Source organism: Pseudomonas sp. stari2, from assembly GCF_040760005.1.
In the GTDB taxonomy this organism is placed as follows: Bacteria; Pseudomonadota; Gammaproteobacteria; order Pseudomonadales; family Pseudomonadaceae; genus Aquipseudomonas.
Genome location: NZ_CP099760.1, coordinates 999,655 through 1,022,675 on the forward strand (window position 1 = coordinate 999,655; position 23,021 = coordinate 1,022,675).

At 60.4% G+C, this 23,021-nt stretch carries 20 protein-coding genes; 15 read left to right on the top strand and 5 right to left on the bottom strand.

What is annotated here, in order from left to right; translation table 11 throughout:
• Nucleotide 1: 1 nt before the first annotated feature.
• Nucleotides 2-496 carry an OmpA family protein gene (locus NH234_RS04405; RefSeq protein ID WP_085734082.1) on the top strand — a complete coding sequence of 165 codons (495 nt, stop codon included), beginning with the start codon at nucleotides 2-4 and terminating at the stop codon, nucleotides 494-496.
• Here NH234_RS04405 and NH234_RS04410 read toward each other — a convergent pair.
• Complete coding sequence (locus NH234_RS04410; protein WP_085734081.1) at nucleotides 493-1,440, bottom strand: LysR family transcriptional regulator; 948 nt, start codon at nucleotides 1,438-1,440, stop codon at nucleotides 493-495. The two genes, NH234_RS04405 and NH234_RS04410, sit on opposite strands and share 4 nt — an antisense overlap.
• 149 nt (nucleotides 1,441-1,589) lie before the next feature.
• Between NH234_RS04410 and NH234_RS04415 the strand changes: the two genes are divergently transcribed.
• Together NH234_RS04415 and mmsB are read left to right on the top strand one after the other, a co-directional pair.
• Entirely contained in the window at nucleotides 1,590-3,116 is a 1,527-nt protein-coding gene (locus NH234_RS04415; protein WP_085734080.1) for a CoA-acylating methylmalonate-semialdehyde dehydrogenase, read from the top strand.
• A 9-nt stretch (nucleotides 3,117-3,125) separates the two neighbouring features.
• Nucleotides 3,126-4,013, top strand: coding sequence for a 3-hydroxyisobutyrate dehydrogenase (gene mmsB / locus NH234_RS04420; RefSeq protein ID WP_367255706.1), 888 nt, complete (start codon nucleotides 3,126-3,128; stop codon nucleotides 4,011-4,013).
• Between the two features lie 76 nt (nucleotides 4,014-4,089).
• Here the strand turns inward: mmsB and NH234_RS04425 are convergent, their stop codons facing one another.
• Nucleotides 4,090-4,434, bottom strand: coding sequence for a cupin domain-containing protein (locus NH234_RS04425; RefSeq protein ID WP_007953863.1), 345 nt, complete (start codon nucleotides 4,432-4,434; stop codon nucleotides 4,090-4,092).
• Nucleotides 4,435-5,173: 739 nt separating this feature from the next.
• Here NH234_RS04425 and NH234_RS04430 point away from each other — a divergent pair.
• The 5 genes from NH234_RS04430 (at nucleotide 5,174) to rfbA (ending at nucleotide 11,532) form a co-directional block, all read left to right on the top strand.
• Nucleotides 5,174-5,974 (top strand): DapH/DapD/GlmU-related protein, encoded by an 801-nt coding sequence (locus NH234_RS04430; RefSeq protein ID WP_367255707.1) that lies wholly within the window; start codon nucleotides 5,174-5,176, stop codon nucleotides 5,972-5,974.
• Nucleotides 5,971-7,221, top strand: a complete 1,251-nt coding sequence (locus tag NH234_RS04435) for a hypothetical protein (protein ID WP_367255708.1) — start codon at nucleotides 5,971-5,973, stop codon at nucleotides 7,219-7,221. Before NH234_RS04430 ends, NH234_RS04435 begins: the two co-directional genes overlap by 4 nt.
• A gap of 22 nt (nucleotides 7,222-7,243) precedes the next feature.
• A complete protein-coding gene (locus tag NH234_RS04440; protein ID WP_367255709.1) occupies nucleotides 7,244-9,421 on the top strand; it encodes a prenyltransferase/squalene oxidase repeat-containing protein in 2,178 nt (725 codons plus the stop codon).
• A gap of 62 nt (nucleotides 9,422-9,483) precedes the next feature.
• Complete coding sequence (gene rfbB / locus NH234_RS04445; protein WP_367255710.1) at nucleotides 9,484-10,566, top strand: dTDP-glucose 4,6-dehydratase; 1,083 nt, start codon at nucleotides 9,484-9,486, stop codon at nucleotides 10,564-10,566.
• Nucleotides 10,567-10,608: 42 nt separating this feature from the next.
• Nucleotides 10,609-11,532 (top strand): glucose-1-phosphate thymidylyltransferase RfbA, encoded by a 924-nt coding sequence (gene rfbA / locus NH234_RS04450; RefSeq protein WP_085734075.1) that lies wholly within the window; start codon nucleotides 10,609-10,611, stop codon nucleotides 11,530-11,532.
• Nucleotides 11,533-11,574: 42 nt separating this feature from the next.
• Here rfbA and NH234_RS04455 read toward each other — a convergent pair whose 3' ends face one another.
• Nucleotides 11,575-12,720 carry an LLM class flavin-dependent oxidoreductase gene (locus NH234_RS04455; protein WP_367255711.1) on the bottom strand — a complete coding sequence of 382 codons (1,146 nt, stop codon included), beginning with the start codon at nucleotides 12,718-12,720 and terminating at the stop codon, nucleotides 11,575-11,577.
• Nucleotides 12,721-12,788: 68 nt separating this feature from the next.
• Between NH234_RS04455 and NH234_RS04460 the strand changes: the two genes are divergently transcribed.
• The 7 genes from NH234_RS04460 to NH234_RS04490 all read left to right on the top strand — a co-directional run bounded on the left by NH234_RS04460 (nucleotide 12,789) and on the right by NH234_RS04490 (nucleotide 22,037).
• Nucleotides 12,789-13,751 carry an NAD(P)-dependent oxidoreductase gene (locus tag NH234_RS04460; protein ID WP_367255712.1) on the top strand — a complete coding sequence of 321 codons (963 nt, stop codon included), beginning with the start codon at nucleotides 12,789-12,791 and terminating at the stop codon, nucleotides 13,749-13,751.
• A 228-nt stretch (nucleotides 13,752-13,979) separates the two neighbouring features.
• On the top strand, nucleotides 13,980-15,137 hold the full coding sequence (locus NH234_RS04465) for an oxidoreductase (RefSeq protein WP_367255713.1): 1,158 nt from the start codon (nucleotides 13,980-13,982) through the stop codon (nucleotides 15,135-15,137).
• 136 nt (nucleotides 15,138-15,273) lie between these two features.
• The gene (locus NH234_RS04470) at nucleotides 15,274-16,374 is read left to right on the top strand and encodes an efflux RND transporter periplasmic adaptor subunit (RefSeq protein WP_085734071.1); all 1,101 of its coding nucleotides are present in this window, start codon (nucleotides 15,274-15,276) and stop codon (nucleotides 16,372-16,374) included.
• Nucleotides 16,371-19,448 (top strand): MexW/MexI family multidrug efflux RND transporter permease subunit, encoded by a 3,078-nt coding sequence (locus tag NH234_RS04475; RefSeq protein WP_367255714.1) that lies wholly within the window; start codon nucleotides 16,371-16,373, stop codon nucleotides 19,446-19,448. Before NH234_RS04470 ends, NH234_RS04475 begins: the two co-directional genes overlap by 4 nt.
• 9 nt (nucleotides 19,449-19,457) lie before the next feature.
• The gene (locus NH234_RS04480) at nucleotides 19,458-20,909 is read left to right on the top strand and encodes an efflux transporter outer membrane subunit (RefSeq protein ID WP_367255715.1); all 1,452 of its coding nucleotides are present in this window, start codon (nucleotides 19,458-19,460) and stop codon (nucleotides 20,907-20,909) included.
• A gap of 129 nt (nucleotides 20,910-21,038) precedes the next feature.
• Complete coding sequence (locus NH234_RS04485) at nucleotides 21,039-21,404, top strand: helix-turn-helix transcriptional regulator (protein WP_085734068.1); 366 nt, start codon at nucleotides 21,039-21,041, stop codon at nucleotides 21,402-21,404.
• Between the two features lie 75 nt (nucleotides 21,405-21,479).
• On the top strand, nucleotides 21,480-22,037 hold the full coding sequence (locus tag NH234_RS04490; RefSeq protein WP_367255716.1) for a chorismate lyase: 558 nt from the start codon (nucleotides 21,480-21,482) through the stop codon (nucleotides 22,035-22,037).
• 51 nt (nucleotides 22,038-22,088) lie between these two features.
• Here NH234_RS04490 and NH234_RS04495 read toward each other — a convergent pair whose 3' ends face one another.
• Both NH234_RS04495 and NH234_RS04500 read right to left on the bottom strand, forming a co-directional pair.
• Nucleotides 22,089-22,364 carry a LysR family transcriptional regulator gene (locus NH234_RS04495; RefSeq protein ID WP_085713206.1) on the bottom strand — a complete coding sequence of 92 codons (276 nt, stop codon included), beginning with the start codon at nucleotides 22,362-22,364 and terminating at the stop codon, nucleotides 22,089-22,091.
• A 59-nt stretch (nucleotides 22,365-22,423) separates the two neighbouring features.
• Nucleotides 22,424-22,933 carry a flavin reductase gene (locus tag NH234_RS04500; RefSeq protein ID WP_007953834.1) on the bottom strand — a complete coding sequence of 170 codons (510 nt, stop codon included), beginning with the start codon at nucleotides 22,931-22,933 and terminating at the stop codon, nucleotides 22,424-22,426.
• Nucleotides 22,934-23,021 lie beyond the last annotated feature (88 nt).

The window sequence follows — 23,021 nt, forward strand, 5'->3', positions numbered from 1 at the left end:
CGTGTTCTCAATTTCCTTTCGACTGTTTTCCACCCTGTTACTGACCGCCATGCTGGCCCTGACCGGTTGCCAGACCGCTCCGCAAAAAGGCCTGACGCCGGCGCAGATTGCCGTGCTCAAGCAGCAAGGCTTTGAACTGACCGATGACGGCTGGGAGTTCGGCCTGTCGGGCAAAGTGCTGTTTGGCAGCGACATCGAAAGCCTGAACAAGCAAAGTACCGAGATCGTCGAGCGTATCGGCAAGGCCTTGTTGGGTGTAGGCATCGAGCGGGTTCGCGTGGATGGCCACACCGATGCCTCGGGCAAGGAAAGTTACAACCAGCAACTGTCGCTGCGCCGAGCGAAGAGTGTGGGTAAAGTGCTGACCACGGTCGGCATGAAGGAAGAGAATATCCAGCTGCAAGGCCTCGGCAGCCGCGAACCGGTCGCTTCCAACGACACCGCAGCCGGCCGCACCGAAAACCGCCGGGTGTCGATCGTGGTCAGCGCCGATTAATCGGCAAACTGCATTTCCCGCGTCTGCCCCATCAAAAGGGCCTGATTGCGCTCGGTCACCTCGCGGATGTAATCCCACAACAGGGTGATCCGCTTCAACTTGCGCAGATCCTCCCGGCAGTACATCCAGAACTGCCGGGTGATGTCGATTTCTTCCGGCAACACTGGCAATAGACGCGGATCCTGGGCCGCGAGGAAGCACGGCAGAATCGCCAGCGAGCGCCCCTGCTGCGCCGCCACGAATTGTGCGATTACGCTGGTGCTGCGCAAATTGGCGCTGGCGCCGGGCACCACGTTCGCCAGATACAGCAGCTCCGAGCTGAACGCCAGATCATCCACATAACTGATGAACTGATGCCTGCCCAGGTCGGCGGGGCGGCGGATTGGTGGGTGCTTGTCGAGGTATTCCTGGGTCGCGTAGAGCTGCAGGCGGTAGTCGCAGAGTTTGCAGCACACGTACGGCCCGTGTTCCGGGCGTTCGAGGGCGATGACGATGTCGGCCTCGCGTTTGGACAAGCTGATGAAGTGCGGCAACGGCAGGATGTCCACCGAAATCGCCGGGTAGGCGTCGACGAAGTGGCTCAGTTGCGGGGTGATGAAGAAGCTGCCGAAACCTTCGGTGCAGCCCATGCGCACATGCCCGGACAGTGCGACGCCGGAGCCGGACACTTGTTCGCAGGCCATGTGCAGCGTGCTTTCGATCGACTCGGCGTAACTCAGCAGACGCTGGCCTTCGGCGGTCAGCACGAAACCGCTGGTGCGGGATTTCTCGAACAGCAATGTGCCCAATGCCCCTTCCAGCGAACTGATTCTGCGTGACACCGTGGTGTAGTCCACCGCCAGGCGTTTGGCCGCGGTGCTGGCCTTGCGGGTACGGGCGACTTCGAGGAAAAACTTGAGGTCGTCCCAGTTCAGCGAGCCTAAAGACGTGATGTTTTTTTGCATGATGGACGGGCTTATATGTGCGTTCTTATTAGAAGTTTGCACATCTATACTCCAAAAACAGTCCGACAACCAATTCGCGACACACGCCTCATCTCAAGGCGAACTTTTCGCCTTGGCTCCCAAGATAAAAACAATTTCTGGAGACCAGCATGAACGCATCGCTTACGCCCAACGAAACCACGATCCAGAAGGTCAAGCTGCTGATCGACGGCGAGTGGGTCGAGTCGCAGACCACCGAGTGGCACGACATCGTCAACCCGGCGACCCAGCAGGTGCTGGCCAAGGTCCCGTTTGCCACCGCCGCTGAAGTCGACGCTGCCGTCAGCGCCGCCCAGCGCGCCTTCCAGACCTGGAAGCTGACTCCGATCGGCGCGCGCATGCGCATCATGCTCAAGCTGCAAGCGTTGATCCGCGAGCACTCCAAACGCATTGCCGTGGTGCTGAGCGCCGAGCAGGGCAAGACCATCGCTGACGCTGAAGGCGATATTTTCCGTGGCCTGGAAGTGGTCGAGCACGCCTGTTCCATTGGCAGCCTGCAAATGGGCGAGTTCGCCGAAAACGTTGCCGGCGGCGTCGACACCTACACCCTGCGCCAGCCGATCGGCGTCTGCGCCGGCATTACGCCGTTCAACTTCCCGGCGATGATTCCGCTGTGGATGTTCCCGATGGCCATCGCCTGCGGCAACACCTTCGTGCTCAAGCCATCCGAACAGGATCCGCTGTCGACCATGCTGCTGGTGGAACTCGCGATCGAAGCCGGCATTCCGGCCGGTGTATTGAACGTCGTGCACGGTGGCAAGGACGTGGTCGATGGCCTGTGCACCCACAAAGACATCAAGGCCGTTTCGTTCGTCGGTTCGACCGCCGTCGGCACCCACGTTTATGACCTGGCTGGTAAACATGGCAAGCGCGTGCAATCGATGATGGGCGCGAAGAACCACGCGGTGGTGCTGCCGGACGCCAATCGCGAGCAAGCGCTCAATGCCCTGGTCGGCGCCGGTTTCGGTGCGGCCGGTCAGCGTTGCATGGCCACCTCGGTAGTGGTGCTGGTGGGTGCGGCCAGACAGTGGCTGCCGGATCTGAAAGCGCTGGCGCAGAAACTCAAGGTCAACGCCGGCAACGAGCCGGGCACTGATGTCGGCCCGGTCATTTCGAAAAAGGCCAAGGCGCGGATTCTCGATCTGATCGAAAGCGGCATCAAGGAAGGCGCGAAACTCGAGCTGGACGGTCGCGATATCAGCGTGCCGGGCTACGAGAAAGGCAACTTCGTCGGCCCGACCCTGTTCTCGGGCGTGACCACCGACATGCAGATCTACACCCAGGAAATCTTCGGCCCGGTACTGGTGGTGCTGGAAGTCGACACCCTGGATCAGGCCATCGCGCTGGTCAACGCCAACCCGTTCGGCAACGGCACCGGCCTGTTCACCCAGAGCGGCGCGGCGGCGCGTAAATTCCAGACTGAAATCGACGTCGGTCAGGTCGGCATCAACATCCCGATTCCGGTGCCGGTGCCGTTCTTCAGCTTCACCGGTTCGCGCGGTTCGAAACTCGGCGACCTTGGCCCATACGGCAAGCAAGTGGTGCAGTTCTACACCCAGACCAAAACGGTCACGGCGCGCTGGTTCGATGACGACAGTGTCAACGACGGCGTGAACACCACCATTAACCTGCGCTGAGGAATGGCCATGAAAATCGCATTTATCGGTCTGGGCAACATGGGCGCGCCGATGGCGCGCAACCTGATCAAGGCCGGGCATTCGCTGAATCTGGTGGACTTGAACAAAACCGTGCTGGCGGAACTGGAGCAACTGGGCGGCACCATCCGCGCCTCGGCTCGTGAAGCCGCTGAAGACGCAGATCTGGTGATCACCATGTTGCCGGCCGCCGTGCATGTCCGCAGTGTCTGGCTCGGTGAGGATGGCGTGCTGGCCGGGATCGGCAAAGGTGTGCCGGCAGTGGATTGCAGCACCATCGATCCGCAGACTGCTCGCGACGTGGCAGCGGCTGCTGCCAAACAAGGCGTGGCCATGGCTGATGCACCTGTTTCCGGCGGCACCGGCGGCGCCACCGCAGGTACGTTGACCTTCATGGTCGGCGCCACTCCCGAACTGTTCGCCACCCTGCAACCGGTGCTGGCGCAGATGGGCCGCAACATCGTGCATTGCGGTGAAGTCGGCACCGGGCAGATCGCCAAGATCTGCAACAACCTGTTGCTCGCCATTTCGATGGTCGGCGTCAGCGAGGCGATGGCTCTGGGCGATGCATTGGGGATCGATACCGGCGTGCTTGCCGGGATCATCAACAGCTCGACCGGTCGTTGCTGGAGTTCGGAAATGTACAACCCTTGGCCGGGCATCGTCGAAACGGCGCCGGCCTCGCGCGGTTACACCGGTGGCTTTGGCGCCGAGCTGATGCTCAAGGATCTGGGGCTGGCCACCGAAGCGGCGCGTCAGGCCCATCAGCCGGTGGTGTTGGGCGCGGTGGCGCAGCAGTTGTATCAGGCGATGAGTCAGCGCGGAGAGGGTGGCAAGGACTTCTCGGCGATCATCAACAGCTATCGCAAACCGCAGTAATCGTCGTCAGGCCTGTGCTCGGCACAGGTCTGTATTGCCGGGAAATCACGTCGGGTGGTTTCCCGGCTTTTTTGTATCAGGCGAACACGAAATATTTGCGCACGGTCTCGACCACTTCCCAGGTGCCCTTCATGCCTGGCTCAACGACGAAGATGTCGCCGGCACGCAGGTGGATCGGCTCCATGCCGTCCGGGGTAATCACGCAGTAGCCTTCCTGGAAATGGCAGTACTCCCACTTCACGTAATCGACCCGCCACTTGCCCGGCGTGCAGATCCAGGTGCCCATGATCTTGCTGCCGTCTTCGCTGGTGTAGGCGTTGAGGTTGACGGTGTGCGGGTCGCCCTCGAGCTTTTCCCATTTGCAGGCGTCGAGTACGGGCAGCGGGTGGGTGTCGCGCAGAACGGTGATGGGTGCGGGCATGACGGCTCCAGGTCAATGGCAGTTTGAGTCGCCACCGTAACGTGGGTGAGCACCGTCGGAATGTCTGGGTTCGACCTCCAGATGCCCGTTAGCGCTGAGCGGGAAAACCCGATAAAGCCGCCATTTGCACCAATGCTGTGCATATATGACGGTTTTAATACAAGCGCGCACCATAAAAGTTCAATAAATTTTTAGACCAAAACGAGATAACCATCTAAGCACCTATTGCAAAACAAAATCGTCTGTACTATAACATTCGTACTAAAGGACAATCCCACCCTAATGGAGCTACACCAGAGTCACGGACAGACTTGAATCGGCTTTTCTTCACATAAAACTGACTTGGCCATCGGCGCAAGCGTGAATTTCTACCTGTTGTTAATGAATAACGACAATTGAATGAACCGGTCAGTTAACAAGTTGCGCAGGCGCAATGTTGTGCGTGCTTTGAATAGAAGCCCTAAATAAACAGTTAATTATTACTTGTGCTGCGGCGGAATTATCTCTGCGGGATACGCACGCCTTTCGAATTTATATGTGCCCGGCATCAATGGAATGAGGCTTTATTGTGGACGACATAAACGTAATTGAAGTTTCGACGACCGTGAATGACGCGAGTGAGTTGGGCCGGCATGTCTGGATTCGTGCGGGCTGCCGCCTGCAAAACGTTCAGGTCGCCGATGATTGTTTCATCGGATTCAAGTGTGATTTGCAGTTCACTTCAGTTGGCGCGTCCAGCATGTTTGCCACTGGCGCACGATGCCTGGGGACTGCGCAAGCACCGGTACACATTGCCGAAAACGTCTGGCTGGGCGCCAAGGCCACCGTGACCGCCGGCGTTTCCATCGGTGCGGGAGCGGTCATTGCTGCCGGAGCGCTGGTGACGTCGGATGTACCGGCCGATGCCATCGTGGTCGGTCGCCCGGCGCGGGTCATTGCCCAGCGCACGGTGGTCGAAGACGGCCTGCCAAGCCCTGCGCCGGTACTGGCCAAAGTCCGGGATCGGGCGCGTCAAGGCTTACCGTCGATGCTTGATCGTTCTACGCAATCGGTGCCACGCCTCAAGGCGTTGAACCCCGACACCGCGACCTGGGACATCAGCGACGATGCCTTGATCGATGCCGAATTGCGCGGCGGGGCTTCGGTGGAAATCGCCCGGGACTGCATTCTGATCGGGCGCAGCAGCCGCCAGGGCGGCATGTCGCAACTGGGCGGCATCGAACTGGGCACTGGCGCTCGACTGGCGTCGGGCGTGGTCATCGAAGCAGCCGGCGGAGTGACCATCGGCGCCTTCAGCGAGCTGGCCGAAGGCGTCACGATTGTTGCGTCTACTCATGATCATTCGTTCCGCTCACTGCCTTGGGAGGAGGCTCCGGTGCGCATTGGTAGTCGTTGTGTAATTGGCGAGGGCGCCATCTTGGTAGGTCCACTGAATGTCGGTGACGGTGCAGTTATAAAACCGTATTCGGTGGTGATAAGGGATGTATTGGAAAACACTGTGGTTCATGGCGTTGTTCAACTAATGGAGATTCAAGAATGATTTTATTTGCCCCCAATCCGACCGGTTCTGGCCACAACATGCGCGCGCTTTCGATCGCTCAAGCGATTAAAAAGCAACGTCCGGACATGCCGTTGACCGTGGCACTGGCCTCTTTGCAGCCGACCTTCACACCGATGTTCGAAAAGTCCGGCGTTGAAGTAGTGGATATCGCCGGTCGTCTGGTCGACTACTCTAAAAAGAGCAACTTGTCGAAAGAACTCGACTGGAATAATTACATCGGCGGTTATATTGCCAATACCTTTCTGTCTGGCGAGCGGATTCTGTCTTACCTGGCCCTGATCGACGAGTACAAACCGACCGCCCTGGTGTCGGACTACAACATGGCCGCCTGCCTGGCCGCGATTTTCAGCGGTACGCCGCTGGTGTTCGTGACCGAGCGTTATGACTTCACGCTCTGCCAGCTCCAGGATCACGACCTGGCCGACGGCGGTTTCGAGGTCAACTCGCTGGAAATGGCCCGGGCCCGCACCGCGCTGCACAGCCAGTTCAACTGGATGATCAATCAGAGCCAGTTGGTGCTGACTGACAAACCTTATGTGGCTTCCCTCGATCAGGGCACGCCGGTGGCTGAAGCACTGAACAGTGGTAAGGCGCATTTTGTCGGGCCGATGATCCGCGACATCAATGTGCAGAGCGGCTTGAACGTGCGCGAGCAATTGAACCTCGGCGATGCGCCGTTCGTGGTTGCCTCGATCAGCGGCACCACCATGTTTGCGCAGAACAAGGATGCGCTGCTCGCCGCCTACCTCGACAGCTTCAAGGTCCTGCGCGAACGCAATCCGGAACTGAAACTGGTGTTGCTCGGCCGTCAGGATATCCAGGCTCAGGACGGCGTGGTTTGCGTGCCGTACTACCCGGACTGGATGGGCCTGCTGCGCGAAGCCAGTCTGCTGATTTCGGCGCCGGGCTGGATCACCGTGACGGAAATCGCCGCGCTGCAGATTCCGACCCTGTTCGTGCTGCCGTCCAAATCCGAGTACCACGAACTCGAAGCGCTACGCCGCCTGGAGCTGCTCGGTTTCCCGACGCATCTGGGGCACGATCGCGATGCAATCGTCGAACTGATTCAGGGCGAACTGGAGAAAGACACTCGCGCTTCGGCCTACTACGCGCCTCATCGTCAGGTGGCCGCACCGGACGGCGAAGGTGCCGCCCGCGCCGCGACGCGCATCATCGAGTTGTGCCAGGGCAGCGTTGTGTCTCTGACCGAAAGCAAAGCCGCTTAACCTCAAGGAAGAGGGATTTACCATGCCACTGCATCCGCAGTTTGTATTTGATCAAGGCCTCAAGGACATTGAGTACGGCGGTTTTTTTGCTGTCACCGATGCCAGTGGCGAGGTCGCGATTTCCACTGACAAGCAGTTGCAGGACCAGGTCGCAGCCACGCTCTACCAGGCCGACCACGGTGACGATGTTCAACTGCGTTTTGCCCACGACGGGCTGATGCATTTGTACGATGCGCCGAACGCCGGTTTTCACGAGCTCGCTGACCGCTACTGGACGCCCCACGGTTCGGGGCGTTGCCGGACGCTGGCGCTGCAACTGGACGCATTGGCTGCGCTGATTGCCTATCAGCGTCGAATGCCGCAGGACGCGGCTAACGATGCCGTGATCCACGGTATGCTGGAAAAGGTCGAAGCGCTTTACGCCCGTTCCACGGTTGCCGGGCTGTACAGCAGTGATTGGTCGACGCCGCTGGAGCTGGCGAGCTCGATCGATCTCGACATCAGCGCCACGGCGTTGCTGGCGCGCATCGGCAACGAGCCGTTGGGCCTGGGACTGGTCGGGCACCTGCAGATTCATGCAGAAAACCTGATCGGCCGGGTGGCCGGCAGCGACAGCCAATCCTGTGTCGATGTGGCGCTGACCCGTTGCGCCGTGCGTGCTCAGGTCAGCCTGGTGCTGGCGCAACTGGCCGATGTGCGGGACGACAATGCGTTGTCGAATCTGGCCCGTTCGTTCCTGCTGCAAACCCTGGCGTTGTTCCGCGATCCGGCCTACGGCGGGTATTGGGACCGGGTCGGGATCAACGGCAAAGTGCGTTGCGACTGGCACACCACGTACAAGAATCACGAGTCGCCGTTCCCGATCAAGACCGCCTACGACGTGGCGTTGCTGTTGCAGGCCATTCAGGCCTTGCCGTCCGGCTCGAGCGACGCTGACCGGGCTTCGCTGACGGCTGCTTTGCTGGAGTTTCATGACACCCGCAATGGCGGACTGTTCATGGGCAAGGGCTACTTCTGGTCGACGCCCGACGACCCGACCGTGCCGTTCATCCGGCAGTTCTGGGCGCCGCCGCGTCAGCCGGGGATCTTCAGCATCGGCAACCTGACGTACCTGCCGCTGCACCTGAAGAGCCTGAAAACCCAGCTCGCCGCCGCCCACGCCTTGCAGGCCATCGAGCCGGCCGTTGCCGTTGCTCATCATGACGATGCGGCGTTGGTAAATCGTGAGCTGCAAGTGATCGATGGCGGTGGCGACGTGCAACGCATTCACCCGAATGGCGTGCCGACCATCAATGTCGATCTGCAACGTTATCTGGCGTGGCTGGCCAAAGCCCGGGCGTCGAACGAAACGCCTTACGGGCTGACCGCCGAAACCGCGCCGCTGGGCTTTCGTGCCGACAAAACCTGGCAGGTGTTTTCCGGGCTGCATGTGATCTCGGACTTGCACGCGTTGGGCCTGCAAATCGAAAACAAGGCCAGCCTGATCGACTGCATCAGGGCTTCGCAGAACACCGACGGCGGATTTGCCGAGCAGCCGGGGCATCTGAGCGATGTGTTCGCGACCTACTGCGCGGTGTTGTCGCTGCGGGTGCTGGGTGCATTGCCGAACGATATCGGTGGTTGCGTGCGTTACCTGCAAGCGTGCCAGAACCCCGATGGCGGGTTCGGTGATGTGCCGGGGTTCGGCTCGGACATCTGGCACACCAACCTGGCGGTGCTGTCGCTGCATGCGCTGGAAGCCAAGGCGCCGGACGAACAGGGCGTGATGGCGTTTGCCCTGCGCTGTCGCTCGGTCGACGGCGGTTTCGCCAACAAGCCCGGATATCCGCCGGACGCGTTTTCGGTGTACCGCGTGGTGTCGACGCTGTTCATTCTCAACCGACGCATCGTCGATGCCGAACAGACCGTTGCCTGGCTGCAAAAGCTGCAACTGGCCAACGGCTCGTTCCATTACCGGCCGGGCAAAGCGGTCAGTCTGGTGGGCACTTACATGGCCATCGCGGCGATGTTTCTGCTCGACGCGCAGCCGACGTATTTGCAGGAATCGAAAGACTGGATCGCTTCTCATCAGAAGCAGGACGGTGGTTTCGGCCCGCTCAACGCGACCTCGGCAACCACCGACGAAAGCTTCGTCTGCATCCAGACGCTGCTGATTCTCGAACAAGGGCTGTCGCAATATTGGGTGGCACTGTTGAACTGACCCGCACATGACGGCGGGCAGCATCGAAGGACGTTAACATCATTTTGCCAGGGGAGGCGCTGATGAAAATTTTAGTGACAGGGGGCGCGGGCTTCATTGGCTCGGCCGTGGTGCGGTTTCTGATTGAAGAGACCGAATGTGAAGTGATCAACGTCGACAAACTGACCTACGCCGGCAATCTCGAGTCGCTGGCCGATGTGTCCGACTCGCCGCGTTATCGGTTCTGTCAGGTGGACATCTGCGACAAGCCGGCGCTGGACGAACTGTTCGCGCGCCTGCAACCGGATGCGGTGATGCACCTGGCTGCCGAGTCCCACGTGGACCGTTCGATCGATGGCCCGCAAGCTTTCATCGAAACCAACATCGTCGGCACTTACACGATGCTCGAAGCCGCGCGCGGTTACTGGAACCGACTGGATGCGGCGCGTCAGTCGGCGTTTCGTTTCCATCACATTTCCACCGACGAAGTGTATGGCGACCTGGAACCCGAAGATCCGGCGTTCACCGAACGCACGCCGTATGCGCCAAGCTCGCCGTATTCGGCGACCAAGGCCGGTTCCGACCATCTGGTCCGCGCCTGGCATCGCACCTATGGTTTGCCGGTGGTGATGAGCAACTGCTCGAACAATTACGGGCCGTATCACTTCCCGGAAAAGCTGATTCCTCACGTCATCCTCAACGCGCTGCAAGGCAAACCGTTGCCGGTGTACGGCGATGGCGCGCAGATCCGCGACTGGCTGTTCGTCGAGGATCACGCCCGCGCCCTGCATGCGGTGGTCACGCGCGGTGAGGTCGGGCAGACCTACAACATCGGCGGCCACAACGAGAAGACCAATCTGGAAGTCGTGCAAACCCTGTGCGATTTGCTGGAGGCGCGCGGTGCGGAAAAGCCGGCGGGCATTGCGCACTTCCGCGACCTGATCACCTTCGTCAAGGATCGTCCAGGGCACGACAAACGCTATGCCGTCGATGCCGGGAAAATCCACGCGACGCTGGGCTGGACGCCGCAGGAAACCTTCGAAAGCGGCATGAAGAAAACCGTCGACTGGTACCTCGACAACCGCGCCTGGTGGGTGCGGGTGATGTCCGGTGCCTACGCGCTGGAGCGTCTCGGCGAGCAACGTAACGAAGCCCTCGTGGCCTGAACACTCAGTCATTCAAATCTCACTGCTTGAAAGGAAAAAAGCATGGCCAAGTACAAAGGAATTCTGCTGGCAGGCGGCGCCGGTTCGCGTCTGCACCCGATCACCCTGGGCGTCTCGAAACAGTCGCTGCCGGTGTATGACAAACCGATGATCTATTACCCGCTGTCGGTGCTGATGCTGGCGGAAATCCGCGAGATCCTGATCATCTCCACCCCGGAAGATCTGCCGGGCTTCCAGCGCATGCTCGGTGACGGCAGCCAGTTGGGCCTGAGCCTGAGTTATGCGGTGCAGCCGAGCCCGGACGGCCTCGCCCAGGCGTTCATCATCGGTCGTGAATTTGTCGGTGAAGACAACGTCTGCCTGGTGCTCGGCGACAACATTTTCTACGGCGCCGGTTTCGGTGAAACCCTGCTGCAAGCCGCGTCTCGCGACGAGGGCGCCACGGTGTTCGGCTACTACGTGGCCGATCCCGAGCGCTTTGGCGTGGTGGAATTCGATGCCGCCGGCAAGGCCCTGAGCATCTGCGAAAAACCGAGCGATCCGAAATCCAACTACGCGGTCACCGGCCTGTATTTCTACGACAACGAAGTGTTGCAGATTGCCGCCGACATCAAGCCGTCGCCGCGCGGTGAACTGGAGATTACCGACGTCAACAATGTCTACCTGCAACGCGGCAAGTTGAACGTTTCGGTGATGGGCCGTGGCATGGCCTGGCTCGACACCGGCACCCACGATGCGTTGATGGAAGCCGGTAATTTCGTGCAGGCCATCGAGAAGCGTCAGGGCCTGAAAATCGCCTGCCTCGAAGAGATCGCTTACAACAAGGGCTGGATCGACGATGCGCAGTTGCTGGTCCACGCGGGCAGCATGAGCAAGACCGGTTACGGTCAGTATCTGGCGCGGCTGATCAACGATGATGTGGTGGTTTCGATGGACGCGCAGCGCCCGCTGAAAGGCGCTGCCTGACCGTTGCGAGATCAATGTGGGAGCACGGATGCTCCCACGGTTTCAGTGGCCGGTCACACTGTCATGTTGCGGTTTTTTGACGCCCGGGCGTGGTTCGGCTGGCAAAGGTTGCAGGGATTGCAAACTAGCCAGGCGATTGGCGTGAGTCGGTGCTTCGGCTGCCAGTGGCGAGCGGCGTTTGCGGGTTTCTTCACGCAGCACCGGCAAGACTTCCTTGCCGAACATGTCGAGTTGTTCCAGCACTGTCTTCAGTGGAATACCGCCGTGGTCGAACAGGAACAACTGGCGCTGATAGTCGCCGAAGTGCTCGCGGAAGGTCAGGGTCTTGTCGATGATTTCCTGAGGGCTGCCAACGGCCAGCGGAGTCATCTCCATGAACTCTTCCAGGGATGGACCGTGGCCATACACCGGCGCGTTATCGAAGTAAGGACGGAATTCCCGACGTGCATCCTGGGAGTTGCGACGCATGAAGATGTGCCCGCCGAGGCCGACGATCGCCTGCTCCGGTGTGCCATGGCCGTAATGGGCAAAGCGCGTGCGGTAGAACTCCACCAGCGCCATGAAATGTTCCCGGGGCCAGAGGATGTGGCTGGCGAAAAAACCGTCGCCGTAATAGGCCGCCTGTTCGGCGATTTCCGGGGTGCGGATCGAGCCGTGCCAGACGAAGGGCGGCAGGTCGTCCAGTGGTCGCGGGATCGACGTGAAGTGGTTCAGCGGCGTACGAAAGCGTCCGCTCCAGTTGATGTCTTCCTCGCGCCAGAGCCGGTGCAGCAGGCGATAATTTTCCATCGCCAATGGCAGGGCGTCGGCGATGCTCTTGCCGAACCAGGGATAGACCGGCGCGGTGTTGCCACGGCCGAGCATCAGGTCCATGCGTCCGCCGCAGAGGTTTTGCAGCAGCGAATATTCTTCCGCCAGACGCACCGGATCGTTGGTGCTGATCAGGGTGGTGGACGTCGAGAGAATGATGCGTTGGGTCTTCGCTGCGATGTACGCCAGCAGCGTGGTGGGAGAGGAGGTGATGAACGGAGGATTGTGGTGCTCGCCGGTCGCGAACACATCCAGTCCGATGTCTTCGGCCTTCTGCGCAATTTGCAGGGTGGCCTGGATGCGCTCGGATTCGCTGGGGGTACGGGCGTTGGTAGGGTCTTGTGTGACGTCGCCAACGGTGTAGATCCCGAATTGCATAAAGCCTCCTTGCCTTGGGTAAAGGTACGTTTGAAACCCTTGCCACGAAGAATGAATCAACGCGGCACTTGAAATGTACGCCTGTACACGTACAATCGCAATCGTGGGTCATTTTACAAACGGATTTGAAGACCTCATCGAGAGAGGAGCGCGACATGGAACTGGGATTTATCGGTCTGGGCACGATGGGGGCGCCGATGGTGCTGAACCTGCTGAAGGCCGGGCATCGGGTCCGCGTGTGGAATCGCTCGTCGGCACCGCTGGAGGAACTGGCCAGGGCTGGCGCCGAACCTGTCGATTCACCCGCGCTGGCAGCGCAGGCCGAGGTGCTGATTTCGATGCTCGGCGATGACTCGGCGATCCGCTCGGTGTTTCTCGACGCCAAGGCGCTGGACGGTCTGTCGGCCGGCAGCGTTCACGTCAACATGTCTACGGTGTCCGTGGCACTGGCCAAGGAACTGGCTGCGCTGCACGAGGCGCGCGGCGTCGGTTACGTTTCGGCACCGGTGCTGGGGCGAGTCGATGTGGCGGCCGCCGGCAATCTGAATATCCTCGCCTCCGGGCCTGCCGAAGCAATGGCCAGGGTGCAGCCGCTGTTCGATGTGCTGGGACGCAAGACCTGGCACTTCGGTGAGGCCGCAGACGTGGCGTGCGCCGCCAAACTGTCGGCCAACCTGATGGTCGCTTCGGCGATCGAGTCGCTGGCCGAAGCCTCGACCCTGGCCGGTGGTTACGGCATCAGCCGTGCGGCATTCATCGACATGATCACCTCGACGCTGTTTCCCGTTCCGGTCTATCAGGGGTACGGCAAGCAGATGGCCGATGACACATTCGAGCCGGCCGGCTTCAAATTATCGTTGGGATTGAAGGACGTCCGTCTGGTGCTGGAGGCCGGGGAGGCTGCCCAGGTACCGCTGCCGTTTGCCAGTGTGTTGAAGGACAACTTGCTGGACGGCATGGCCCATGGTCAGGCGGATCAGGACTGGGCATCGCTGTCGCGGGTCAGTGACCGGCGTGCCGGTGTGAAGTAATTAAAAGATTCGAACAACGTAACTTGTTTGCAAGTTACGTTGGTCTCTTGCGCCTTGCGTTATTGTCGGACAGCGATTGCACTTTCATAGGAAATTGAAAGAAGTCTGATAATAGTGCTTGTCAAATGTACGACTGTAGACGTACATTTTTATCGGGGTTTAACAACAATAAAAGTTCGTCTGTTTTTTCGTCTGCTGATCGTAAATAAATAATAGCTAGGAGCCGTTATGAAAAATCTAATGCAATGGAACAGCCTTCCCTCCGAATCCAATGAATGGCTCGAGAAGGTGCGTGCACTGAACCCGCTGATTGTTCAGCACCGCGATTACAGCGAGCAGACCAATGCGACGCACAAGGATGTGATGTCCAAGTTCTTCAAGGACGGTTTTGGCCGTACGTCGGTGTCCCGGGCATTCGGCGGCTCCCAGGTCGATATCCAGACCACTTCCGCGCTGGTGCTGGAATTTGCCCGGTACGACGCTTCGCTGTCTTGGCAACTGGCGGTTCAGGTGGCGATGGGGCGCCTGTCGGACTACCTGCCGGAAGCCACTTCCGAAGCGATCTACAACCACTGCGACGGTTTCGTGATCGGCGCCATCCACTCCGGCGGCGAAGCGCTGCCAATGGGTGACGATTACCTGCTGAGCGGCAAGTGGGCCTTCGCCAGCGGCTCGGCCCACGCCGACTGGCTGGTTTGCACCGCCACCGTCAAAGGCACCGAAAACAACACCACCCCGCAAGTGCGGATGTTCTTCGTCCCCGCCAGCCAGTGCACCATCCTGCCGACCTGGGACACCCTGGGCATGCGCGGCACCGGCAGCCATCACTTCCAGTGCTCCAACGTCATCGTCCACAAGTCGTATTCGCTGGACGTCGAAACCCTGAAGAAATCCCCCGAAGCGCGCAGCTCTCGGGCCTACGCCACCGGCTACTACGAGTTCGGCACCCTGGCGGCGATGTCCACCGTGCTGGGCGTGGCCCGGGCTGCGGTGGATCACTTCCGCAACGACCGCGCGGTCAACACCGACCCGGGCCTGGAAGGGGTGATCTTCGAGAAGACCGGTCGCGCCATTTCTTCGGTCCACACCGCGCAACTGCTGCTGGAAGATGCGATTCACCAAGTAATCAGCCGTGGTGAAACCATCGGCGAACCGGTCAGCGCCCGTGTCGGTCTGGCAGCCTCGGTACTGACTGAAAACTCGGTCAATGCGGTCAACCAGCTCTACTCCATGGCCGGCTCCAAAGCGGTCTACAAGTCGCACTTCCTGGAACGTTGCTTCCGCGATATTCATACCGGTTCGAAGCACTTCACCCTGTCGCCTTTGAACTTGCACGGTATCGGCAAGTATTACCTGGATAAAACCAACGTACTGGCGGCGGCGTAATAGCCGATAAATAAAAAACGGGTGCGTTATCAGTGAATATTCACAGGGATCAATAACGCGCCCGTTTCAAGTCGCACCTTTATTTTCTTAAATCTCAAACTTTTGTGCTCGCAGTAAAGAGTCAAGGGAGTGCCACATGCTTGCTCGAAATATTATCAAGTCGCTGATCTTTATTGTTCTGGTGGTGGTTCTTTCTGCCGCGCTGGGCTGGCGTTTCTGGTCGCCGCCACCGGCCGCTGCCGAACAACGAATTCCCAGCACCCGCGTCGGCCTGGCCGTGGTCAAGAAACAACCGTACACCTACTACCTCGAAGCCATCGGCAAACTCGAGGCGCAGCGTCAGGTGCTGGTCTCGGCCGAAGTCAGCGGCAAAGTGGTGGACATCGATTTCGAGTCCGGTGATGAAGTGAAGGCGGGGCAGGTGCTGCTCAAGCTCAACGACGCACCCGAGCAAGGTGAACTGGTGCGCCTGAAAGGCGAGTACGAATCGGCCAAGGCGCAGTTTGCCCGGGTCCAGGAACTGGCCAAGACCGGCGCCGAAAGCCGTCGCGCCTTCGACAGTGCCCGCGCTCAATACGACGCGGCCAAGGGCGACATGGAACGTATGCAGGCGCAGATCGCCCAGCGGCACATTCGTGCGCCGTTCGCCGGCACCCTCGGCATTCGCCAGGCGCACCTTGGCCAGTACCTGCAAGCCGGCAGCGCGGTGGCGACCCTGACGGATCCGGGCCTGCTGCGCGTCAACTTCACCCTCGCCGAGCGCGATGGCTCGCAAGTGCAACTGGGCCAGACCGTGCAGGCCAAGGTCGATGCCTGGGGGGACGCGACCTTTGCCGGCAAGATCGTCGCGGTCGATCCGCAGATCAACCAGTCGCACACCATCAACGTTCAAGCGGTCATCACCGACACGCAAAAACGCCTGCGTCCCGGCATGTATGCACGGGTCTCGGTGACCCTGCCACAGACCGCCGAACTGCTGATTCCTGAAACCGCGATCACCTACAACGCCTACGGCGAGAGCGTGTTCTCGGTCTACACCGACGAGACCGGCGTGCAGAAGGTCAAGCGTGAGTCGATCAAGGTCGGCGAGCGTCGCAACGGCTGGGCGGTGGTCGACAAGGGCTTGATCGAAGGTGTGCAGGTGGTGACTTCCGGTCAGTTGAAACTCCACGACGGTGTGGCGGTGGAAGGCGTGCCGGACACGATTGCTCTTAAACTCAGTGGGCTGGAAAAATGAATTTCACCGACCTCTTTCTTCGCCGCCCGGTGCTGGCCGTGGTGGTCAGCACGCTGATCCTGCTGTTCGGGGTGCGCGCGCTGATGAACCTGCCGATCCGCCAGTACCCGATGCTGGAAACGTCGACCATCACGGTCACCACCCAGTATCCCGGCGCCTCTTCGGAGCTGATGCAGGGCTTCGTCACCCAACCGATCAGCCAGGCCGTTGCCTCGGTCGAGGGCATCGACTATCTGTCGTCGGCCTCGACCCAGGGCCGCAGCCAGGTGACGATCCGCATGGCACTGAACAGTGATTCCATCGCGGCGCTGACCGAGGTCATGGCCAAGGTCAACCAGATCAAATACCGCTTGCCCAAGGATGCTTACGACCCGGTGGTCGAGCGTACTTCCGGCGGTTTCACCAGCGTGGCTTACGTCGCGTTTGCCAGCTCCAACCTGACCATTCCGGAGATGTCGGATTACATCTCCCGCGTCGTCGAACCGATGTTCGCCGGCATCGAAGGCGTGGCCAAGATCAACATCATGGGCGAGCAGAAACTGTCCATGCGCCTTTGGCTCGATCCGCAGCGTCTGGCCGGTTACGGCATGACCGGGCAGGACGTTTCGGCGGCTATCGAAGGCAACAACTTCCAGGCAGCGCCGGGTCAGGTCAAAGGCCTGTACGTGGTCAGCAACCTGCGGGTCAACACCGACCTGAACAGCGTCGAAGACTTCCGCGACATGGTGCTGCGCAACGACAACGGCCACATCATCCGTGTGCGTGACGTCGGTACTGTAGAACTGAACGCAGCCTCCACCGACACCAGCGGCGCGATGAGCGATGTGCCGGCGCTGTTCCTCGGTCTGGACGCGGCGCCGACCGGCAACCCGTTGGTGATCGTGAAGCGTGTGCGCGAATTGCTGCCGCAGATCCAGGAAACCCTGCCACCGGGCGTGACCGTGCAGATCCCGTTCGAAGTGGCGCACTTCATTCAGTCGTCGATCGACGAGGTGAGCTACACCCTGCTCGAAGCGCTGGTGATCGTGGTGCTGGTGATTTACCTGTGCCTGGGCACGTTCCGCACCGTGCTGATTCCGCTGGTGACCATTCCGCTGTCGATGCTCGGCGCGGCGATGCTGATGCAGATGTTCGGCTTCAGCCTCAACTTGCTGACCCTGCTCGCCATGGTGCTGGCCATCGGGCTGGTGGTGGACGACGCCATCGTCGTGGTGGAAAACGTCCACCGTCACATCGAAGAGGGCAAGACGCCGTTCGAAGCGGCGCTGATCGGCGCCCGTGAAGTGGCCGGGCCGGTAGTGGCGATGACCTTCACCCTGGCGGCGGTGTATGCGCCGATCGGTTTGATGGGCGGCCTCACCGGCACGCTGTTCAAGGAGTTCGCACTGACCCTGGCGGGCGCCGTGGTGATTTCCGGCATCGTCGCCCTGACCCTTTCGCCGATCATGAGTACCCGTCTGCTGGACGCGAAAACCAGCGAAGGTTTCATGGCGGTCAAGGCGGATCGTTTCTTCCAGTACCTGTCCCGTCGTTATGGCGCGCTGCTCGGCGGTTCGCTATCGCGTCGCTGGATCAGCCTCAGCGTGGCGCTGGTGATCTTCTTCAGCCTGCCGTTCCTCTATCGTTCGGCGCAGACCGAACTGGCGCCGCTGGAAGACCAGAACATCCTGCTGACCGCAATCAAGGCACCGCAGCACGCCAACCTGAATTACCTCGAGGCCTATGCCCACGAGCTGTACAAGACCTTCAACGAAATCCCCGAGGGCTACAGCAACTGGGTGGCGAACGGTTCCGATGGTCTGTCCAACAGCGTCGGCGGGATCAACCTGGTGGACTGGGAAAAGCGCGGCCGGGATGCCAACACCATCCAGCCTGACTTGCAGGCACGGGTGAACCAGATTGAAGGCACGAGCATTTTCGTGTTCCAGATGCCGCCGTTGCCGGGCTCTACCGGTGGTCTGCCAGTGCAGATGGTGATCCGCAGCGATCAGGATTATCTGGCGCTGTACAACGTGATGGATCAGCTCAAGCAGGCGGCGCAAGCCAGTGGTCTGTTCGCGGTGGTCGACAGCGATCTGGACTTCAACAACCCGGTGGTGGAAATCCAGGTTGACCGCGCCAAGGCCAACGCCCTGGGCATCCGCATGCAGGACATCGGCGAGACGCTCAACAGCCTGATCGGCGAGAAGTACGTCAACCGGTTCTCGTTCCACGGTCGTTCCTATGACGTGATCCCGCAGTCGGTGTCGGCGGATCGCCTGACCCCGGAAACCCTGAAGCTGTATTACGTGAAGGATCAGAAGGGCAACCCGGTGCCGTTGTCGACACTGGCCACCCTCAGCGTCAAGGTTGAGCCGAATCGCCTGACCCAGTTCAACCAGCAGAACTCCGCCACGTTACAGGCCATTCCGGCACCGGGCGTGACGTTGGGCGATGCGGTGGGCTTCCTGCAGAAACAATCGGAAAACTTCCCGGCCGGCTTCAGTTTCGACTGGCAGTCCGACGCCCGCCAATACGTGCAGGAAGGCAACAGCCTGGCGTTCACCTTCGGCCTGGCCCTGGTGATCATCTATCTGGTGCTGAGCGTGCAGTACGAGAGCTTCCGCGACCCGTTCATCATTCTGATCAGCGTGCCGCTGTCGATCTGCGGGGCCCTGGTGCCGCTGGCGCTGGGCATGACTTCGATGAACATCTACACCCAGATCGGCCTGATCACGCTGATCGGTCTGATCAGTAAACACGGGATCCTGATGGTCGCGTTCGCCAACGAGTTGCAGCGCCAGCAAGGCATGGACCGCGTGCAAGCGATCCAGCACGCCGCGCAGGTGCGTCTGCGGCCGATCCTGATGACCACCGCAGCCATGGTGGTCGGTCTCGCGCCGCTGTTGTTCGCCAGCGGTGCCGGCGCCAACAGCCGCTTCGGCCTGGGCCTGGTAATTGTGGTGGGGATGCTGATCGGTACCTTGTTCACCCTGTTCATTCTGCCGTCGGTGTACACGCTGCTCAGTTCGATCAAGCAACCGAGCCACGCACCCGAAGCCGAACCGGCCGGTGTGCCGCAACCCATCCTGTGAGGACGTGACATGTATTCAATTACACGCTTGATGCTGGCGCCCCTGGCGGCGTCCATCCTGTTGGCGGCGGGTTGTGTGAACTACGCCGGGATCGATCATCAGGGCAAATTGCTGGCGGTCGGCGATGCGCCGTCCGACAGCCTGAAAGACAAGTTGCCAGCGGCCCAGTGGCCGCGTGCGGACTGGTGGACATCGCTGGGCGATCCACGCTTGGGCGCGTTGATCGAAGAGGCGTATGCCAGCAACCCGGACTTGCAGGAAGTCGCTGCCCGGGTCGCCAAGGCCAACGCGTTCCTCGACCTGCGCGATGCTGAGCGTTACCCGGAAATGGATGCGTCGGCGGGTGTCACTCGCGGTCGGCTGTCGCGCTTCGAGGATTACAGCGGCGAGGGTGAGAAATACTTCACCGCACGCAATCTGGCGGTGAACTTCAGCTACACCTTCGACCTCTGGGGCGGCCAGCGTGCTGCCTGGGAATCGGCGCTCAACAGCGCGAAAGCGGCGGAAGTCGATCTGCAATCGTCGCGGCTGATTCTGGCGGTCAACGTGGCCAAGGCCTATAACCAGCTGGCGTACGCATGGCAGGTGTCGGAGCTCAACCGGCGCGATCTCGAACGTTTGAGCAAACTGGTGGATCTGACGGATTCGCGCTACGGCTCGGGGCTCGACAACCTCTCGCAACTCAAACAGGTGCAGAGCCTCAAGGCGCGTTCGGAGTCGACCCTGATCGGCGCCAACGAAGACATCGAAATCGCCCGGCTGCAATTGTCGGCTCTGATCGGCAAGGGTGTCGATCGTGCGCGCACACTCGAGCGGCCATCGAATCTGCAAGCCAGCGTCGTGGCATTGCCGGCGCAGTTGCCGGCGCAGTTGCTCGGTCGTCGTCCGGATATCGTCGCGGCGCGCTGGCGGGTAGAGGCCGAGACCAAGAACGTTGAAGCGGTGAAGACCACGTTCTACCCGAACATCAACCTGGTGGCGGCGGCAGGCTCGCATGCCTTGATCGGTGATGCGATGTTCGCCGGGGTCAGCAAGTTCTGGAATGTGGCGCCGACGGTGTCGCTGCCGATCTTCGATGCCGGGCGTCTGCGCTCGGATCTGAAGGCTGGCAATGCCGAGCTCGACAGCTCCATCGCCCAGTACAACCGGGTGTTGAATTCGGCCCTGCACGAAGTGGCAATTTCGGTGACGCAGTTGCGTTCGTTCGAGCAGCAAATCGTCGTGCAGCGCGATGCCTGTTCGATTGCCCAGTCGTCTTACGATCTGTCGCAGTCGCGTTACAAGGCAGGGGAGGACACGTTCCTCGATGCGCTGAACATCGAGCAACAATTGATTCAGGACGAAATGCGCCTGGCCTTCCTCAACAGCAAGCACATCGACAGCTCGGTTTCGTTGATGGCAGCGCTGGGCGGCGGGTTCCAGGCGCCTGCGCTGGAGACGGCACAGAGCAGTGCTCTGTAGTGTTTTCCGGGACGCCGCCTTCGGGGTGGCTGTCGCGGGAAAAAAGCATCTTGTGTATAGTCTTACTGTTCTCGTATAGACGAATACAAGACGGATTTTTCCCGCCTATATCATCAAGGGTACCTACCTATGAACGTCCCGAATCATCCCAATCAGGATCAGATCCTTCTGGAAAATGTGCTGAACGCATTGGGAAGCCCGCTTCGCCTGACCGTGTTGAAAGTGTTGTCCGATGGCCAGGAACATCCATGCGGCCGGATCCTCAAGGGCGCATCGAAGTCGACCATGACCCACCACTGGCGGGTACTGCGCGACAGCGGTCTGATTTGGCAACGCCCCTACGGTCGGGAAAACCTGCTGTCCTTGCGTCGTGAAGACATGGACATGCGTTTCCCGGGGCTTCTTGACTCGCTGCTGTCGGCGGTCAAGACCGATGAACAGACCATCAGCGTGATCAGCAAACACGAAGTGACCGAAGAAAACGGAACCGAGTGACAGACACCGCCGGTGAAGGGTTGGCCTTCCACGGCAACCAAACAATTCACCATCACCAGGAAGGTGTGTGCGGGTATGGATACAAGTCATTACTGGTCGTCGCGACCCCTGTCGGATTTGACCGGCTCCGAGCATCACTGGCTGTTTTTGCCCGGGGCCTTGACCCCGCGCCTGAAAGCCATGGGCGACTATTCAATCGAAGTGGTCGAGCAGTCCCATGGCCCGCTCAATCCAGAAGAAGCGCACGCACTGAACGTGCCGTCGATGACCATCGGCTGGGTGCGTGAAGTGGTGATGAAGCTCGATGGCGAGGCCTGCGTCACCGCGCGCAGCCTGACCAGCATGCCGGCGCTGAAGGGCGACTGGGCGGATCTGAACGGCTATGGTCGTCGACCGCTGGCCGAGATTCTCTACACCTCGGAGCAGACCCTGCGCGAGCCCTTCCAGTGCGCCGTGCTGCCCCCTGGCGCACCGTTGGCGGCGCTGTCCCAGCGCTACGCGCCGCAGGCCAAACGTCTGCTGGCCCGGCGTTCGCGCTTCACCCGCAATGACTCGGCGCTGCTGGTCAGCGAGTGCTTCCTGCCGGCGTTCTGGGCTCGGGTCGAGTACGCTCAGGCGCTCAAGTCGGCCTGACAAAATGAAACCTGCGGGAGCGAACGCCCGCAGGTTTTTTTTCGCCGGTTTTCAGAGCCGGATCACCGCTTCGATCTGCTTGATGGCCGGCGTCAGGGCCTGCGCCAGCTCCTCGGCTTTCGAGGTCGGGCGCATGGTTCTGGATGAGCGCAGAAACAGAGGATCATCGAACCGCTTGCGCAGCCGGGCCAGCGATCCGCTGATGGCGGGTTGTTTGACGTGCAGGCGTTCGGCCGTGCGTGACACGCTGCGTTCGCGGAACAGCACCAGGAAAATGATGATCAGGTTCAGGTCGATATCCGCGAAGTTGTCTTCATTGAATAGCATGGTTACATCCCTGTCATGACCCGCCGGCCGGCGTCAGCCGAGGCCGGCGGGTGTCTGGATCACTGCTCGGGTGCCAGGCGCAGTTCGTCGTTCAGACGGTAGTAACTGCGGTTGAAGTAGACCAGGCCTTCCGTGGCCTCGCTGTGTTGCTGCAGCTCGAGAATTTCACAGTAGAAGATGCTGTGAGTGCCCACTTCATCGACCTTGCTGACCCGGCAATCGAGGCTCACCAGCGCCTCTTCGATCACCGGCGAACCGGTCTTGAGGGTTTGGCAGTTCACGCTGGAAAAACGCTCCTGCATGCTCAACTGCCGATTGGCGAACGCCCCGGAGGTCGACTGGTGATCGCCGGTCAGGACGTTCACGCACAACACGCCATTGGTCTTGAAATGCTCGTGATTGGACGACGAGCGATTGACGCACACCAGCAGCGTGGGCGGTGAATCCGTCACGCTGCACACCGCCGACGCGGTAAAGCCGAAACGCCCCGCAGGGCCATCGGTCGTGACGATGGTGACGGCACTCCCCAACATCGCCATTGCATTACGAAACTCCGTTGAATCAACCATCGCGTCACCTCATTCCATGTAGGTTTAATGGAGCCGATCCGTTCTTCCTTGTCCGTTGTCGTTGTGCGAAAACGGGTATCGGGCAACA